The sequence below is a fragment of the Gammaproteobacteria bacterium genome (assembly GCA_036381015.1).
In the GTDB taxonomy this organism is placed as follows: domain Bacteria; phylum Pseudomonadota; class Gammaproteobacteria; order Steroidobacterales; family Rariloculaceae; genus ZC4RG20.
Genome location: DASVDR010000024.1, coordinates 96,844 through 110,482 on the forward strand (window position 1 = coordinate 96,844; position 13,639 = coordinate 110,482).

The window sequence follows — 13,639 nt, forward strand, 5'->3', positions numbered from 1 at the left end:
TCCCGAGTATAGGAACCCGGACGCGCCCGCCGGGTGTCCTGCCTCACAGATGCGGGCGCCTCGGGACGGGCGCCGCACGAGGCCGGCCGCGCCCGAGAACGCTCGCGTCTCCCGGCACGGCCACCCGCGCGGAATCCCGGCTCCGTCGGCCCGTCCGCGCTGCTTGGGCAGACTACTACAGCATATTAGAATGGATTTCGAGCCGGGACGTTCCGCAACGGACCGCGACGCTCGTGGGGGGCTCGAGGACGAACGGATCGGTCGCACGCTTTGACAATCGAAATCGCGCTCGTTCTGAGCATCCTCGTCGCCGCTCTCGTGCTGTTCGTCGGCTCGAGAATCCGCATGGACGTCATCGCGCTGATGGTCCTTGGGAGTCTCGTCGTCACCGGGCTCATCACGCCCCCCGAAGCCGTCGCCGGCTTCTCGAACGGCGCGGTCATCGCCGTGTGGGCCATGTTCATCCTTTCGAGCGCGCTCACGCGGGCCGGCATCTCGAACATGATCGGCTATACGGTGCTGCGGCTCGCCGGCCGTCAGGAGATCCGGATGGTCGTGGTCATCATGGTCACGGCCGGCACGCTCTCGTTCTTCATGAACAACATCGGAGTGGCGGCGTTGATGCTGCCCGTCGTCGTCGACGTCGCGCGCCGCACGCGCATTCCCGCCTCCCGGCTCTTGATTCCTTTGACCTACGGAACGCTGCTCGGCGGGCTCACCACTCTGGTCGGCACGCCGCCGAACCTGCTGATCAGCGATGCGCTCGCCACGGCCGGCTTCGAGCCTTTCGGCGTTTTCGACTTCACGCCGCTCGGCGGGTCGCTCTTCGCGACCGGCGTTCTTTTCGTCGCTTTGATCGGCCGCCACGCGCTGCCGCGGAAGAAGCCGGAGGAGCAGACACAGCGGCGCAGCCAGCGACAGCTGCGCATGCAGTACGGGCTTCAGGCGCGCAACTTCGAAATGCGCGTCGCGCCCGACTCGATTCTCGTCGGCAAGAGCCTCGCGCAGAGCCGGATCGGCTCGGCGGCGGGCCTGATCGTTCTCGCGCTCGAGCGCCGCGGCCGGACCGAGCTGATGCCGTCTCGGCAAACGGTGCTTCAGGGCGGCGACAAGCTGTTCGTGCAGGGGCGCCTCGACCGCTTCCGTGAGTTCCAGCGCTGGAGCGAGCTCGTGATCGAGCGCGAAGCGCCCGTGCTTCAAGGGCTGATGGCCGGCCAGGTGGCCTTCGTCGAGGCGACGATCAACGAAGGCGCGGTCTTGGAAGGATCGCTGCTGCACCACTCCGACTTCCGGAAGCGCTACGCCGCGAACGTCCTCGCGATCCGACGAGGGGAATTGGTGCGGCGCGTGAACCTCACGCAGGTCCCGCTGCGTGCCGGCGACGTGCTCCTCCTGCAGACGACGCCGGATGCGATACAGGAGCTCGAGCGGTCGGCCGATTTCGGCTCGATCCGAAGAGTCGGCGAGCAGGAGCTGAGCGAGGTTTACCGGCTCCAGGAGCGGATTTTCGTCGTGCGCGTGCCGCGCGAGTCGACGCTGGCGGGCGACACGTTGTCGAGAAGCCGCTTCGCCGACGCGTTCGATTTCAGGCTCCTCGCGCTCTTTCGCGAAGGCGAGCTCACGATCATGCCCGAGGCCGACCTGCCCCTGAAGGGCGGCGACCTGCTGCTGATCCAGGGACGCGAGGAGGATCTCGACGTGCTGCGCGGGCTGCAGGAGCTCGAAATAGAGCGCGACAGCCAGCCGGCGTTCAACGTGCTCGAGTCGGATCGGCTCGGCGTCGTGGAGGCCACGCTCGATCCGCGGTCGCAGCTCGTGAATCAGCGGGTGGCGGACGTCAGCTTTCGCGACAAGTACGGCCTCGAGCTCGGCGGCGTATGGCGCAAGGGCGAAGCGATCCGCACCGATCTCGACGACCTGACGTTGCAGCTCGGCGATGCGTTGCTGCTGATCGGCCCCCGGGAAAAGCTGCAGCTGCTCGAGCGTGATCCCGATTTCCTGCTGCTCACGCCGCTCGGTCAGCGGCCGGTAGACAGCCGCAAAGCGCCGTGGGCCGCCGCGATCATGCTCGGCGTGATCATCGCGGCGCTCGTCGGCTGGCTGCCGATCTACATGGCCGCGCTGGTCGGCGCCACGCTGATGGTGCTGACGGGAATCCTGACGATGGAGGAGGCCTACCGAGCCATCGAGTGGCGCGCGATCTTTCTGATCGCCGGGATGCTGCCTCTCGGCACGGCGATGGAGGAAACCGGCGCCGCACGATTTCTCGCCGAGCAGACCATGGCGCTCCTCGGGCCGTACGGACCCTGGTGGGTGATCGGCGGCCTCTATCTCGTGACCGCGGCCGCGAACCTGGTCATTCCGGCGGCCGCGCTGGTCGTGCTGATGTCGCCGATCGTGCTCACGGCCAGCGCCGATCTCGGCTTTCAGCCGCAGACCGCGATGATGGCGATCGCGATGGCCGCCTCGGCGAGCTTCAGCAGCCCGATCTCGCACCCGGCCCACGTGCTCGTGATGGGCCCCGGCGGCTATCGCTTCACGGACTACCTCAAGGTGGGCGTGCCGTTGACGCTCTTGACGTTCGTCACCGCGATGCTGCTGCTGCCCGTGTTCTGGCCGCTGACCAAGCTTCCGTCCTGACCCTCCGCCGGCGGCAAGCTCGACCGAAGCGCATCGATCATCCGCAGGCAATGCGCGCGGATGCGGCCGGACCAATGACGGCGCCGCAGCGATGCCGGGCCGTTCAGATCGATGCCGGCATCGAGCCGCAGGAAACACCCGGCCTCGACGGGCTCGAGCCGCCAGCGAAGGCGCAACTCGACGCGGCACGGCGGGTCGTGCAGCGTCTCGCGCAGCGTGATCGAGACCGGCGGGATGCATTGGACGACCCGTCCGCGCCGCAGTACCGACCCCCGCTGCTGCTCGTAGCTCATGCCCGCCCGGGGCGGCGGCAACGGCGCCTCCAGCAGGCGGGTCGCCCATCGGCCGCGGGCCGCCGCGTTGACGAGCGCGGCGAATGCCTCGGCCATGGGCCGATGAAGACGAGCCTCGTGCCGTTGCCGCAGCATGGGTCCTCCGTTACCCGATCGCTCCAGGGCTTCTCGCGCTTCCCGGCCGCCGCAGCGGGGCGGCCGCGCGACTCACAGCGTAGCGGCGGAGCGGCGCGTGTCTCGATGCCGGAAAGTGCCGTGAAGGGTGAAAAAAGGCGCGGCGGCGAAATGCGCGATTCGCCCGGTTGGCGCGCGCGGGCTCTCAGGGCGTCAGGACGGTCGAGCCCGTGGTCCTGCGGCCCTCGAGCGCTCGGTGCGCGTCGGCCACTCGGTCGAGCGGCCAGCGCTGGCCGATCTCGATCCTTATCGCGCCGCTCGAGACGAGGCGGAACAGCGCGTCGGTGCCGCGCTCGAGCTCGGCTCGCTCGCGCACGAAATCGAACAGCGTCGGACGCGTCACGTAGAGGGACCCCCGCTTCGAGAGCTCCAGCGGAGAGAACGGCTCGACCGGGCCGGACGCGTTGCCGAAGCTGACCATGACCCCGTGCGGACGCAGGCAGTCGAGCGACTGAAAGAACGTGGCGCGGCCGATCGAGTCGTACACGACCGGCACGCCGGCCCCGCCCGTGAGCTCGCGCACGCGCGCGACGATGTCGTCGCTCGCGAGCAGCACCGCCTCGCAGCCGTGCGCGAGCGCGATCTCGCGCTTCGCCTCGCTGCCGACGACGCCGATCACGCGCGCGCCGATGCTCGCGGCCCATTGCGCCGCGATCAAGCCGACGCCGCCGGCGGCCGCATACAGCAGCACGAAGTCGCCAGGCTGCACGCGGTAGCTGCGATGCAGCAGATACCAGGCCGTCAATCCCTTCAGCATGATCGCGGCGCCGGTCTCGTCGGAGATGGCCTGCGGGAGCCGTACGAGCCAGCGCGCGTCGATCAGACGCTCCTCCGAATAGGCATCGAGCGGCGCCGGGCTCGCGTAGGCGACGCGATCGCCGGCGCTAAGCGCGGCAACGCCTTCTCCCGTCGCGACGACACGGCCTGCGGCCTCCGAGCCGAGACCGCTCGGAAGCGACAGCGGGTAGAGCCCGGTGCGGTAATACGTATCGACCATGTTCAGGCCGATCGCCGTATGCCTCACGCGAACCTGGCCGGGGCCCGGCTCCGGCACCTCGACATGCCGAAGCTCGAGCACCTCCGGGCCGCCGAAGCGCTCGATACGGACCGCGCGAGTCATCGCATTTCGCCGACCGGGAGTGCCGTTCGCGGATGAGGGTAGAATCGCACCGCGAAACGATACCACCGGAGAAGCTCGCGCCAGAAGCGGCGCGCCCTGCAATGACCCGTCATCTCCTGATCGTCGGCGGCGGCCAGGCCGCCGTTCAAGCGGTCCATTCGTTGAGGCAAAACGGCTTCGACGGACGGATCACGGTAGTCGGCGGTGAACGTCACGCGCCGTATCAGCGTCCCCCGCTATCGAAGAAGTATCTCGCCGGAGAGCTGCCGCGCGAGCGGCTCGCGCTGCGCCCGGCTCAGTACTACCGCGACAAGGGCGCCGTCCTCGAGCTCGGCGTGCGTGCGGTGGAGCTCGACGCGGACAGCCGCCGCGTCCGCCTCGCCGACGGCCGCGTCCTCGGCTACGACGGCCTGCTGCTCGCCACCGGAAGCGTCGCCCGGCGGCTCCCGGTGCCGGGGGCCGAGCTTCGCGGCGTGCATTACCTGCGCACGATCGACGACGTCGACGCCATCTCCGCCGAGCTCGCGCCGGGCCGCAAGCTCGTGCTCGTCGGCGCGGGATACATCGGGCTCGAGGTCGCAGCCGTCGCCGCCGCCCGCGGCGTCGACGTGACCGTGCTCGAAGCCGCGGACCGCGTCATGAGCCGCGTCGTCAGCGCGGAGGTCTCCGCGTTCTACGCGCGCTGCCATGCGGAGGCCGGCGTCAAGCTCCGCTGCCGCGCGGCCGTCTCGGAGTTCTTGGGACGCGAGCGGGTGGAGGCGGTGCTGACGGCGGACGGCACGCGGCACCCTTGCGACCTCGCGATCGTCGGCGTCGGCGTCGAGCCCGACACGGCGCTCGCCCGATCGGCAGGCCTGCCGTGCGAGAACGGCATTCTCGTCGACGAGCACGCCCGCACGGCCGACCCGCTGATCGCCGCCGCCGGGGATTGCACGAATCATCCCCATCCGCTCGCGGCCGGCCGCGTGCGCCTCGAGTCCGTGCAGAACGCGATCGAGCAGGCCAAGGCGGCGGCATCCCATTTCGCCGGCGAAGCGCACGCCTACACCGAGGTGCCGTGGTTCTGGTCGGACCAATTCGACTTGAAGCTGCAGATCGCAGGTCTCGCGGGCGGCGCGGACGAGACCGTCGTCCGCGGGGATCCGGCGGCGCGCAGCTTCGCCGTCTTCCATCTGCGCGACGGCCGCCTCGTCGCGGTCGAGGCCGTCAACCGCCCGCGGGAATTCTTGTTCGCGAAGAAAGCCGTCGCGCGCCGGCTCGAGGTTGCAGCGGGAGTGCTGGCCGACCCCGACGCCGATCTCGCGGCGCTCGTGCCGTAACGGGCGGCCTTACGGCGGCGGCGGCGCGGCGGGGGCCGAATCGAGCAGGCGCAGATCGAGCTCGCCCGCGAGCGCCTCGATGCCGTGCGCGGACGTGAAGCGATCCAGCCGGTAACGTTCGACCGCGCTGCCCTCTTGCGCCGCGAACCGTCCCGTCGCACCGATCACGAGAGCGGTGCCGCCGATGCCCGGCCCTTCGGTCGGCGTGTAGCTTCGGGGGCCCGGCCAGCCGCGTCCGAGGACGGCGGGCAGCAACGTGTCCTTCATCGTCGGCCAGACGTTGCTTTGCTCGACGACGAACAGCGAGCCCTCCCCGGGCACGGTCACGAGCCAATAGTCATCGAGGATCACGCCTTCGAAAAGCAGATCGGTCCGTTCCGACGGGACCGTGATCCGGCTCCCGACGGCCTCCGGCGCGCCGTCCTCGCCCGACAGCACGAGCGTGCCGGCGGCGACGGAGCGGAGCGCGCTTTCCCAAAGCTCCGCCACGTCGTCCGGCCGCCGCGTCATCGGAAGGCCGCCGCCGTGAGTCAACACGACCGCCCCGGCGGGCAGCGCGTAGTGCAGCGCGCGGTCGAACTCGCCTTCCGCAACCGCGGGCGCTGCCGTGATCGGATTCCAATAGAGCACGGCGCCGCCGACCGCGATGCCGGCGACGAGACCCGCGGCCAGCGCCCAGCCGATCCGCCGGCGGGCGGTGCTCTCCGCTCCGCGCCTCATGACGGCTTGAACATGACCGTGCGAAGCTCGATCGTGCCCTTCAGCTCGCCGCCGGACCCGACGCCCGTCAGGGTCCAGACTTCCGTGAAACGGCCGTCCAGGCCGTCGAACTCGCCCCGCCCGGCGACGACCCGGCCGGCGTCGGCGCCGGAGAACGGACGCAGCTCCACGGCGCCGCCCCACGATTCCCCGGGGCGGTATCCGCCGGCGCCGAGCACGCTATCGGCCGCCCGCTCGGGCTCGCCGGGCGCCGCGAGCATCATCGCGCCCCGGCCCGGGATCGTGATCAGCCACGCGACGGCCGGCTCGCCTGCGGCTTCGGTCCAATGCCGGGCCGCCGTGCCGATCACGCTGCCGTCGGCGTCGCGAATCTTGAACAGCTCGATCAGCAGCGGCGCGTCAGGCACGCCTTCCGGCAGCGCCGCGCCGTCGGGAAACGCCGCTCCCCGCAGCCCGGCTTCGGTGCTCCCGGCGCCGGCGATGCGATCCGCCGGCAGGCGGATCAGGAAGCGCTCCGCGCGCCCGCCGTTCGCGACGACCGTGGTCTCGGACGGCAGACGGGGCAGGTCCACCCACGGAAAATAGCGTGCCGCCGCCAGCACGGCGGCGATCCCGATCGTCAACCCCGCTGCGAAAGCCGCTCTCATCGCCCCCTCGAAACCGCCCGATCGGCGCAGTATCGGTGCCCCTCGCCCGAGCGGCGATTAACAGAATCACACTTCGGCCGGCCGAACGCCCGAGCGCGCGCCTCCCGCACCGCCGCCGCTTCGGACGGGCCGCGCGGCGGCTGCACGTTCGCCCGTAGGGGCGTACCGGCCGGCGGCTCAAACGTTCTCGAAGTAGCGCGCGAGAAACTCGCGGAACGGGGGCGCCGGCTCGGCCTCGAGCCGCCGCTGCGCCTCGATGGACTGCGCCGCCGCGGCCTCGAGCTCCGCGCCGCGGTCGGCGCCGAGCCCGAGGCCCAAGAAGTAATCGTGATGTGCCCGGGCGAGCGCGTGCATGTGCTCGAAAAACGGTTCGCGGCTCTGGCGAAGCGCGTCCAGCAGCCGCGCCGAGGGCGTCGCGTCCGGGTCCTCGATCGCGTCGCGCTGCGCCGCGAGCGCCGCGGAGTAGCCCTCGCCGTTCCGGTCGAGCAGCTCGGCGATCTCGCCGAGCTCGTCGAGCACCTCCCGGCCCCAGTCGCGCAACGCTACGGAACCTCCGTCCCGGGGCAGCTCGAGCCCCGGCCGCCGGCCTTCCCGCGCGGCGAGGAGATCGCGGCGATCGATCTCCTCGAGCTCGGCAGCGCCGATCGGCGGGCTCGGGCTCAAGAGGCAATGCAGCAGCAGGGTCTCGAGAAAGCGGAGCGCGTTCTGATTAACGCCGACCGGATCCGCGGGATTGAGGTCGAGCGTCCGCACCTCGACGTAATCCACGCCGCGGCGCCGCAGTGCCACCGTCGGCCGTTCCTCTTGCCCCTTCGCGGGCTTCGGCCGAATCGGGGTGTAGTACTCGTTCTCGATCTGGAGGATGTTCGCGTTCAGCTGGCGGTACTCGCCGTCCACCTCCACGCCGATCGCGGCATAGCGCGGCTCGACCGTCGACACCGCGGCCGCGAGCCCCGCGACATACTCCTCGGCCGAATTCAGCGAGATCTGCAGCCGCGCCTGCGTCGTATTGCGGTAGCCGATGTCGCTCATCCTGAGCGACGTCGCAAACGGCGCATGCCACGTCCCGGGATCGAGCTCCGTCAGCAGCTCGTGGCCCTCGGGACGGAACGACTTGCAGAGAGCCGGAGACGCGCCGCAGAGATAGATCACGAGCCAGGCGAGGCGGCGGTAGTTCCGCGCGAGCCCCATGAAGTGCGACGAACGGAAAGCGTCCATCGATGAGACGTTTCCGGTGCGCTCCGCGAGAGCGTCCCAGAACGCGAGCGGCGGCGAGAAGTTGAAATGGATGCCGGCGATCGCCTGCATCGCGCGCCCGTATCGGTATCCGAGCCCGCGCCGATAGACGGTCTTCATCATCCCGATGTTCGACGTGCCGTATCGAGCGATCGGGATTTCGTCGTTCGCGTTGAGGACGCACGGCATGCTCGCGGGCCACAACAGCTCCCCGTCGAGCCGCTGATGCACGAACACGTGCAGATCGCAGAGAAACTGAAGCGTCTCCCAGTTCGACCGGAGCGGCGGCGTGACGAACTCGAGCAGCGCCTCGGAGTAGTCGGTCGTCAAATAGGGATGCGTCAACGCGGAGCCGAGCGCCGGGGGGTGCGGGCGCCGGGACAGGCGGCCGTCCGCCGTGACGCGGAGGCTTTCCTTCTCGAGACCGCGCAACCCTCGCGCCACCAAGACGGCGTTGCCGCGCTCCCGGAGCCAGTCGACTCGCGCCTTCATCGAAATCCCAGGTCCCTCGCTCGACGATGAGGCCGCCAGCGTCGCCTCCGCCGCCGGCCATTATAGGCTTCGCGTTGCATCACGAACCTATTAAGGCTAGGTTCATCTAATCATGACAGGCTGAGAGCATGGCCGGTCGGCGGGAATCGAGCACGATGAGGAAGCACGCCATCATTTGTTCCGTCGCAATCGCCGCCGGCGTCGCGGCCGGCGCGGCGTCCGCCGATGCGTTGCGATGCGGAGCGAACGTGATCTCGCGCGGCGACCACGCCGCCGAGGTCCTACACCATTGCGGGGAGCCCGACTCCGTCTACTCGTGGGTGGCGCGCAGGGGCGTGATCGCGGCCCGGTCCATTTTCCTCCCGGGCTTCGTCGAGGAGGTGCTCGTCGAGGAGTGGACGTACAACCTCGGGCCGCACAAGCTGATGCGCCAGATTCGGCTCGAGAACGGCATCGTGCGCGACGTGAAGCACCTCGGCTACGGTTACAGAGAGCGTTGAGCGAGGCGAGGCGCGGGGCGCGGCGTCGCGCCCGCGCGGAAGGCCGATTTGCGACGCGCGCGCAGATCGACCTCCACCTGCTCCATCTCGTAGCCGATCACCTCGCGCGTCTCCGGATCGACGATCGGCTTCCCTCGCCGGAAGCAGCCCGTGCCGCGCGCATCGCGCACGAATTCCTCCTCCGACGGAACCGCTTCGAGCGACACGCGGCCGTCCGCGGATCTGACGAGGCGTTGAGCACCGGCGGCGAGATCCGCGGAGGCGCGCCGGTCGGAGCCCTCTCCCAGCAGCAGCGCGATCACTTCATCGTTCGAGCTCATGCGCAAGGTCCGGTAAGCGAAGCACGGGGAGCGCCCGAGCAAGCTTCGTGCCAGGCTTCGCCGGTCCCGACCGTACAAGCTCTTGCGCTCCAACCGTGAATTGCATCGCATTGCCCCTCGACGTCGGAAAGTGACACGGCGTGACGCATTCTTCCGCGCGTGAACAGCGCGCTCGCAAGACGCCGCGACTTCCGTTACCTTCGGCGCGCACCTCATCGGAGACATCAGCATGGCTTTATTCCGACGCCGCATCGCCGATTCCTCGCGCGGCCCCACGACCTTCATCGCGCCGTCCACGAAGATCGTCGGAACGATCACCGGGGGAGGCCCTTACGTGTTCTGCGGCACCGTCGAAGGCGACTGCGACATCGACGGTCCCGTGACGCTCGCGGCCGGAGGACGATGGAAAGGAACGATGCGCGCGACGGACGTCATCGTCTCGGGCGAGGTCGACGGGGACGTCGTTGCCCGCCAGCGCGTCGAGATTTCCGGAACGGCGCGCGTGACCGGAAGCCTGAGCGGTCACTCGATCGCGGTCGCGGAAGGCGCGGTGATCGAAGGAGAGATCAAGGTCATGAGCGGTGCCGAGCCGCTCGCCTTCGAGGAAAAGCGGCGTACCGAAACTCGCGAGCCGACGGCCGACAGCGCCGAGCTGGAGCCGGCGAGCACGGAGAGATAGGCCGCGGCGCAAGCAGCGCGCGCGGCGCGCGCGACTCGATGCTCGTGCTTCGCGGCCGCGCCCGCCCCTTCACGCGAGCTCGGCCACGAGGCGTTCGTCGACCCAGCTCGTGAGGCGAAAGCTCTCGACGAAGCCGCAGTGGCCGCCGCGCGGCAGCAGGGTGACCTCGAGCGCATCGGTGCGCGCGATCGCCGCGAGGTCGTCGTGCGGGATCACCGGATCGTCGCGCGCGGCAATCAGCCGCGCCGGCACCGCGAGGTCGGCGAGCACCGGGCCGGTCAGCGAATAGCCTTCGAGGTACGCGTCGAGATTCGCGAACTCGGTGTAGCGCTCGACGAAAAAGGCCGTCGTCGCCGTCAGCGTCCGAAACCGCCGAAGGTCGCCGAAATCGTAGAGGTGCGGGAACGCGGCCGCCTTAGCGGCGAGCGAGCGGCGCCAGCGGCTCAGAAAGTAGCGCCGATAGATCCACAAGCCATTCTCGAGCGCGCGCATCGTGGCGTGCGGGTGCAGCACCGGGCACACGGCGATGACCTTCCTCAAGTCGAGCCCGAACCGTGAGGCGTTCGCCACGATCCTGAGCGCGAAGTTCCCGCCGAGCGAATAGCCGACGAGATAGACCCGCGGCGCCGGATGCAGCCGGGCGACGCGAGCGACGGCCCGGCCCACCTCGTCCAAGCGGCACGAATGGAACAGCTCCTCGTTGAGCCCGTGGGTCTCGCCGTGGTCGCGAAAATTGAGGCGAAATACGTCGAAACCGGCCTCGAATGCGCGCGCTCCGGCTGAGATCATATACGACGAATCGGCCGACCCTTCCCAGCCGTGCAGCAGGATCACGAGGCCGCGGGGGCGATCGGGCTGCGCGCTGTGGTAGCCGAGCAGCCGCACCCCGGCACCGCAGTCGAGAATTTCCGGGCGGGCGGCGGCGAGCAGGGCGGCCGCGCGTTTCCTCGCGGTCCGCGCCCTGAACGGTCCGCTCGCCAGTATCGACTGCACGTGCGGGTGCCGCAGGCCCGGCGGGGGCGCAAAAGCGAGGGTAGCTGTGTCGGAAAGGCTGCTCATAGTAGACTAGGCCGGTGAACGCCCCGGTGCCTTAGCCCGAAGCGCCGGGAGCTTCGGTCGCGACGCGTGGGCTCGGTCCGGGGGCGAGCCGGTGCTTACGCGGTCCGAAGTCGGCCGCCGTCCGAGCCTGCTCGCGAGGCCGCCGATAAAGCGTTTCGGGCTGACCGGGCGCAATCCCGGCCGATGAGAATAACTATAACAAAGCGCTTGATTTTGACCTGAGCCAGTCGCGATGCGCCACTCGATGCGCCGCCTTCCGCTGATTCTGGCCGCCGTGATGACGGCTCTGACCGCATGCGTCGCGGCGCTGCTCGTCCTCCGCGTGGAAGGGCGCATGGATGCCGGCGTGTTCGCCGCGCTGACCCTCGCCGCGGTCCTCGTCGCTTCGGCCGCGGCGCTCGCCGCCGCCCGCACCGCGGTGGCCGCTTCGCGACGCGCATTGCGTGCGCTCGCGGCGCAGCTCCGGAGCGTCTCCGGAGCGGACGGCGCATGCTCGGCTTCTTCCGCCGCGGACGAGGTCGACGAGCTGTCCGAGGCCGTGACCGTGGCCGAGCAAAGCTTGCGCCGGAGCAACGCCGCCCGCGATCGACTCGAGAGGCTCGTGGCCGGCATGAGCGAGGGCATCCTCGTCGCGGGTCCCGACGGGCGAATCGAAAGCGCGAACGCGGCCGCGCACGCGATGCTCGGGCATGCGCCGGGCGCGCTGATCGGCGAATGCGTCGACCGGGTGCTCCCGGCGATCAAGGCGCCGGTCAAGCCCTCCGCCGCGGGCCTTCCGCGAGAGGCAACCGTGCAGAAGGCGGACGGCTCGTCGTTCAGCGTCTCCTACACGGTCTCGCACGTGCTTGCCGAGGCAGGGCAGATCGAGTGCACGGTGTATGCGCTGCAGAACATCGACGAACGCAAGAAGGCGGAGCGGCGCATTCGTTACCTCGCGCGCATCGATCCTCTGACGAAGCTCGCGAACCGCATGCAGTTCCAGCACCTGCTTCAGCAGGCGATTGCGCGAGCCAAGCGATCTCGGCAATACGTCGCGCTGCTCTATGTCGACGTCGACCGCTTCAAGGACATCAACGACACCTTCGGTCATGCCGCCGGGGATACGAGCCTGGAGATTCTCGCGCGTCGCATCCAAGCCGAGCTCGACGAAGGCTCCACGCCCGGCCGGCTCGCCGGCGACGAATTCGCCGTGCTCGTCACCGGGCCTGCGCACATGAGCGACTTCTTCGAACGGATCTCGAAGCTTGCCGGGCGGCTCGTGCATGCCGTCGGCAAGCCGTTCAAAGTGAACGGCGAAGAAATCTTCATGACCGCGAGCATCGGCATCGCCGTGTATCCGCGCGACGGCGACAACGTGATCGATCTGTTCAGGAACGCGGACGCGGCGCTCTACCGGTCGAAGAAGGCCGGCGGCAACTCGTACGGATACTACTCGAGCGAGATGAACACCGCCGCGGTGGAGCGGCTGATGCTGAAAAGCAAGCTGCGGCGCGCGTTCGAGCGCGACGAGCTGCGGCTGCATTATCAGCCGAAGTACCAGGTGGGAACCGGTCGGCTGGAGGGCGCAGAAGCGCTCGTGCGCTGGGATTTGCCCGAGCGCGGTCTCGTGTACCCGTCGGATTTCATTCCGCTGGCCGAAGAAACGAACCTCATCCTGCCGATCGGCGATTGGGTGCTCAATCGGGTCTGCGCGGACTACCGCGAGTGGCAGCGCGTGCTGCCGTCGCCGTGCCGCGTCTCCGTGAATCTCTCGCTGCGCCAGCTGCTGCAGCAGCGGTTCCTCGAGCGCGTGCGCGAGACCTTCCGCGCGCACGGCATATCGCCCACCTGCCTCGAGCTCGAGATCACGGAAACCACTTTGATGGAGGACACGGCGCGCACGATCCGAATTCTGAACGCGCTCTACGGCATGGGGCTGCATCTCGCGATCGACGATTTCGGCACCGGGTACTCGTCGCTCAGCGCGCTCCAGCAGTTTCCGATCACCACGTTGAAGATCGACCAGTCCTTCATCCGCGACGTCGCGATCGACCGGGACGACGCGGCGATCGTCGCCACGATCATCCAGATGGCCCACAGCCTGAAGCTCGACGTGGTCGCCGAAGGGGTCGAGTCCGAGCATCAGCTCGCGTTTCTCCGGCGCCACAACTGCGACTACGTTCAGGGACACCTGTTCGGCGATCCGGTCGACGCCGCGGCGTTCGCCGAAATCTTGGTTGCGGAAGCCGGAGGCACCGGAAAATACAGGGCGCTGTTCGCGCAAGGCTAGGTAGCGCAACGCTCGACCGTTCGTGGAGGTGCGGGCGGTTCGCGACGGGCAAACCGCGACTCACGCGCGCGCGCCGAGTTTTCGCAACAACCGGCCGGAGGTGCTTCGACGCCCGCTCGAAACCTGCTTGGCGGGTTTCGAACGCGTGGGTTATAGTCGTTTCAGGGGACC

Annotated in this window: 12 protein-coding genes; 5 read left to right on the forward strand and 7 right to left on the reverse strand. The window is 69.2% G+C overall.

Going from position 1 to position 13,639, the window contains the following annotated elements; translation table 11 throughout:
- Positions 1-270 precede the first annotated feature (270 nt).
- Complete coding sequence (locus VF329_08920) at positions 271-2,640, forward strand: SLC13 family permease (GenBank protein HEX7081121.1); 2,370 nt, start codon at positions 271-273, stop codon at positions 2,638-2,640.
- Here the strand turns inward: VF329_08920 and VF329_08925 are convergent.
- Both VF329_08925 and VF329_08930 read right to left on the reverse strand, forming a co-directional pair.
- Positions 2,544-3,068, reverse strand: coding sequence for a hypothetical protein (locus VF329_08925; protein ID HEX7081122.1), 525 nt, complete (start codon positions 3,066-3,068; stop codon positions 2,544-2,546). The genes VF329_08920 and VF329_08925 overlap by 97 nt on opposite strands.
- A 184-nt stretch (positions 3,069-3,252) precedes the next feature.
- Positions 3,253-4,227 (reverse strand): quinone oxidoreductase, encoded by a 975-nt coding sequence (locus tag VF329_08930; GenBank protein HEX7081123.1) that lies wholly within the window; start codon positions 4,225-4,227, stop codon positions 3,253-3,255.
- 101 nt (positions 4,228-4,328) lie between these two features.
- Here VF329_08930 and VF329_08935 point away from each other — a divergent pair, with 101 nt between their 5' ends.
- Positions 4,329-5,546, forward strand: a complete 1,218-nt coding sequence (locus tag VF329_08935) for an FAD-dependent oxidoreductase (protein ID HEX7081124.1) — start codon at positions 4,329-4,331, stop codon at positions 5,544-5,546.
- A gap of 9 nt (positions 5,547-5,555) precedes the next feature.
- Here the strand turns inward: VF329_08935 and VF329_08940 are convergent, their stop codons facing one another.
- The 3 genes from VF329_08940 to gshA form a co-directional block, all read right to left on the reverse strand.
- Complete coding sequence (locus VF329_08940; GenBank protein ID HEX7081125.1) at positions 5,556-6,266, reverse strand: hypothetical protein; 711 nt, start codon at positions 6,264-6,266, stop codon at positions 5,556-5,558.
- Positions 6,263-6,913 (reverse strand): hypothetical protein, encoded by a 651-nt coding sequence (locus VF329_08945; protein HEX7081126.1) that lies wholly within the window; start codon positions 6,911-6,913, stop codon positions 6,263-6,265. The genes VF329_08940 and VF329_08945 overlap by 4 nt, the downstream gene beginning before the upstream one ends.
- A gap of 177 nt (positions 6,914-7,090) precedes the next feature.
- The gene (gene gshA / locus VF329_08950; protein ID HEX7081127.1) at positions 7,091-8,641 is read right to left on the reverse strand and encodes a glutamate--cysteine ligase; all 1,551 of its coding nucleotides are present in this window, start codon (positions 8,639-8,641) and stop codon (positions 7,091-7,093) included.
- A 155-nt stretch (positions 8,642-8,796) separates the two neighbouring features.
- Between gshA and VF329_08955 the strand changes: the two genes are divergently transcribed.
- A complete protein-coding gene (locus VF329_08955; GenBank protein ID HEX7081128.1) occupies positions 8,797-9,141 on the forward strand; it encodes a DUF2845 domain-containing protein in 345 nt (114 codons plus the stop codon).
- On the opposite strand, the gene VF329_08960 is transcribed toward VF329_08955, so the two are convergent.
- On the reverse strand, positions 9,126-9,461 hold the full coding sequence (locus VF329_08960; protein HEX7081129.1) for a hypothetical protein: 336 nt from the start codon (positions 9,459-9,461) through the stop codon (positions 9,126-9,128). The genes VF329_08955 and VF329_08960 overlap by 16 nt on opposite strands.
- Positions 9,462-9,690: 229 nt before the next feature.
- On the opposite strand from VF329_08960, the gene VF329_08965 reads away from it, so the two are divergent.
- On the forward strand, positions 9,691-10,140 hold the full coding sequence (locus VF329_08965) for a polymer-forming cytoskeletal protein (GenBank protein HEX7081130.1): 450 nt from the start codon (positions 9,691-9,693) through the stop codon (positions 10,138-10,140).
- Positions 10,141-10,209: 69 nt separating this feature from the next.
- Here VF329_08965 and VF329_08970 read toward each other — a convergent pair whose 3' ends face one another.
- Positions 10,210-11,133, reverse strand: coding sequence for an alpha/beta fold hydrolase (locus tag VF329_08970; GenBank protein ID HEX7081131.1), 924 nt, complete (start codon positions 11,131-11,133; stop codon positions 10,210-10,212).
- A gap of 310 nt (positions 11,134-11,443) precedes the next feature.
- Between VF329_08970 and VF329_08975 the strand changes: the two genes are divergently transcribed.
- Positions 11,444-13,468 (forward strand): EAL domain-containing protein, encoded by a 2,025-nt coding sequence (locus tag VF329_08975; protein ID HEX7081132.1) that lies wholly within the window; start codon positions 11,444-11,446, stop codon positions 13,466-13,468.
- Positions 13,469-13,639: the final 171 nt, after the last annotated feature.

Excerpts from the sequence above, each read along its gene's own strand:
- VF329_08925 (HEX7081122.1), bottom strand. The coding sequence starts at position 3,068 with ATGCTGCGGCAACGGCACGAGGCTCGTCTTCATCGGCCCATGGCCGAG.
- VF329_08930 (HEX7081123.1), bottom strand. The coding sequence starts at position 4,227 with ATGACTCGCGCGGTCCGTATCGAGCGCTTCGGCGGCCCGGAGGTGCTC.
- VF329_08935 (HEX7081124.1), top strand. The coding sequence starts at position 4,329 with ATGACCCGTCATCTCCTGATCGTCGGCGGCGGCCAGGCCGCCGTTCAA.
- VF329_08940 (HEX7081125.1), bottom strand. The coding sequence starts at position 6,266 with ATGAGGCGCGGAGCGGAGAGCACCGCCCGCCGGCGGATCGGCTGGGCG.
- VF329_08945 (HEX7081126.1), bottom strand. The coding sequence starts at position 6,913 with ATGAGAGCGGCTTTCGCAGCGGGGTTGACGATCGGGATCGCCGCCGTG.
- gshA (HEX7081127.1), bottom strand. The coding sequence starts at position 8,641 with ATGAAGGCGCGAGTCGACTGGCTCCGGGAGCGCGGCAACGCCGTCTTG.
- VF329_08955 (HEX7081128.1), top strand. The coding sequence starts at position 8,797 with ATGAGGAAGCACGCCATCATTTGTTCCGTCGCAATCGCCGCCGGCGTC.
- VF329_08960 (HEX7081129.1), bottom strand. The coding sequence starts at position 9,461 with ATGAGCTCGAACGATGAAGTGATCGCGCTGCTGCTGGGAGAGGGCTCC.
- VF329_08965 (HEX7081130.1), top strand. The coding sequence starts at position 9,691 with ATGGCTTTATTCCGACGCCGCATCGCCGATTCCTCGCGCGGCCCCACG.
- VF329_08975 (HEX7081132.1), top strand. The coding sequence starts at position 11,444 with ATGCGCCGCCTTCCGCTGATTCTGGCCGCCGTGATGACGGCTCTGACC.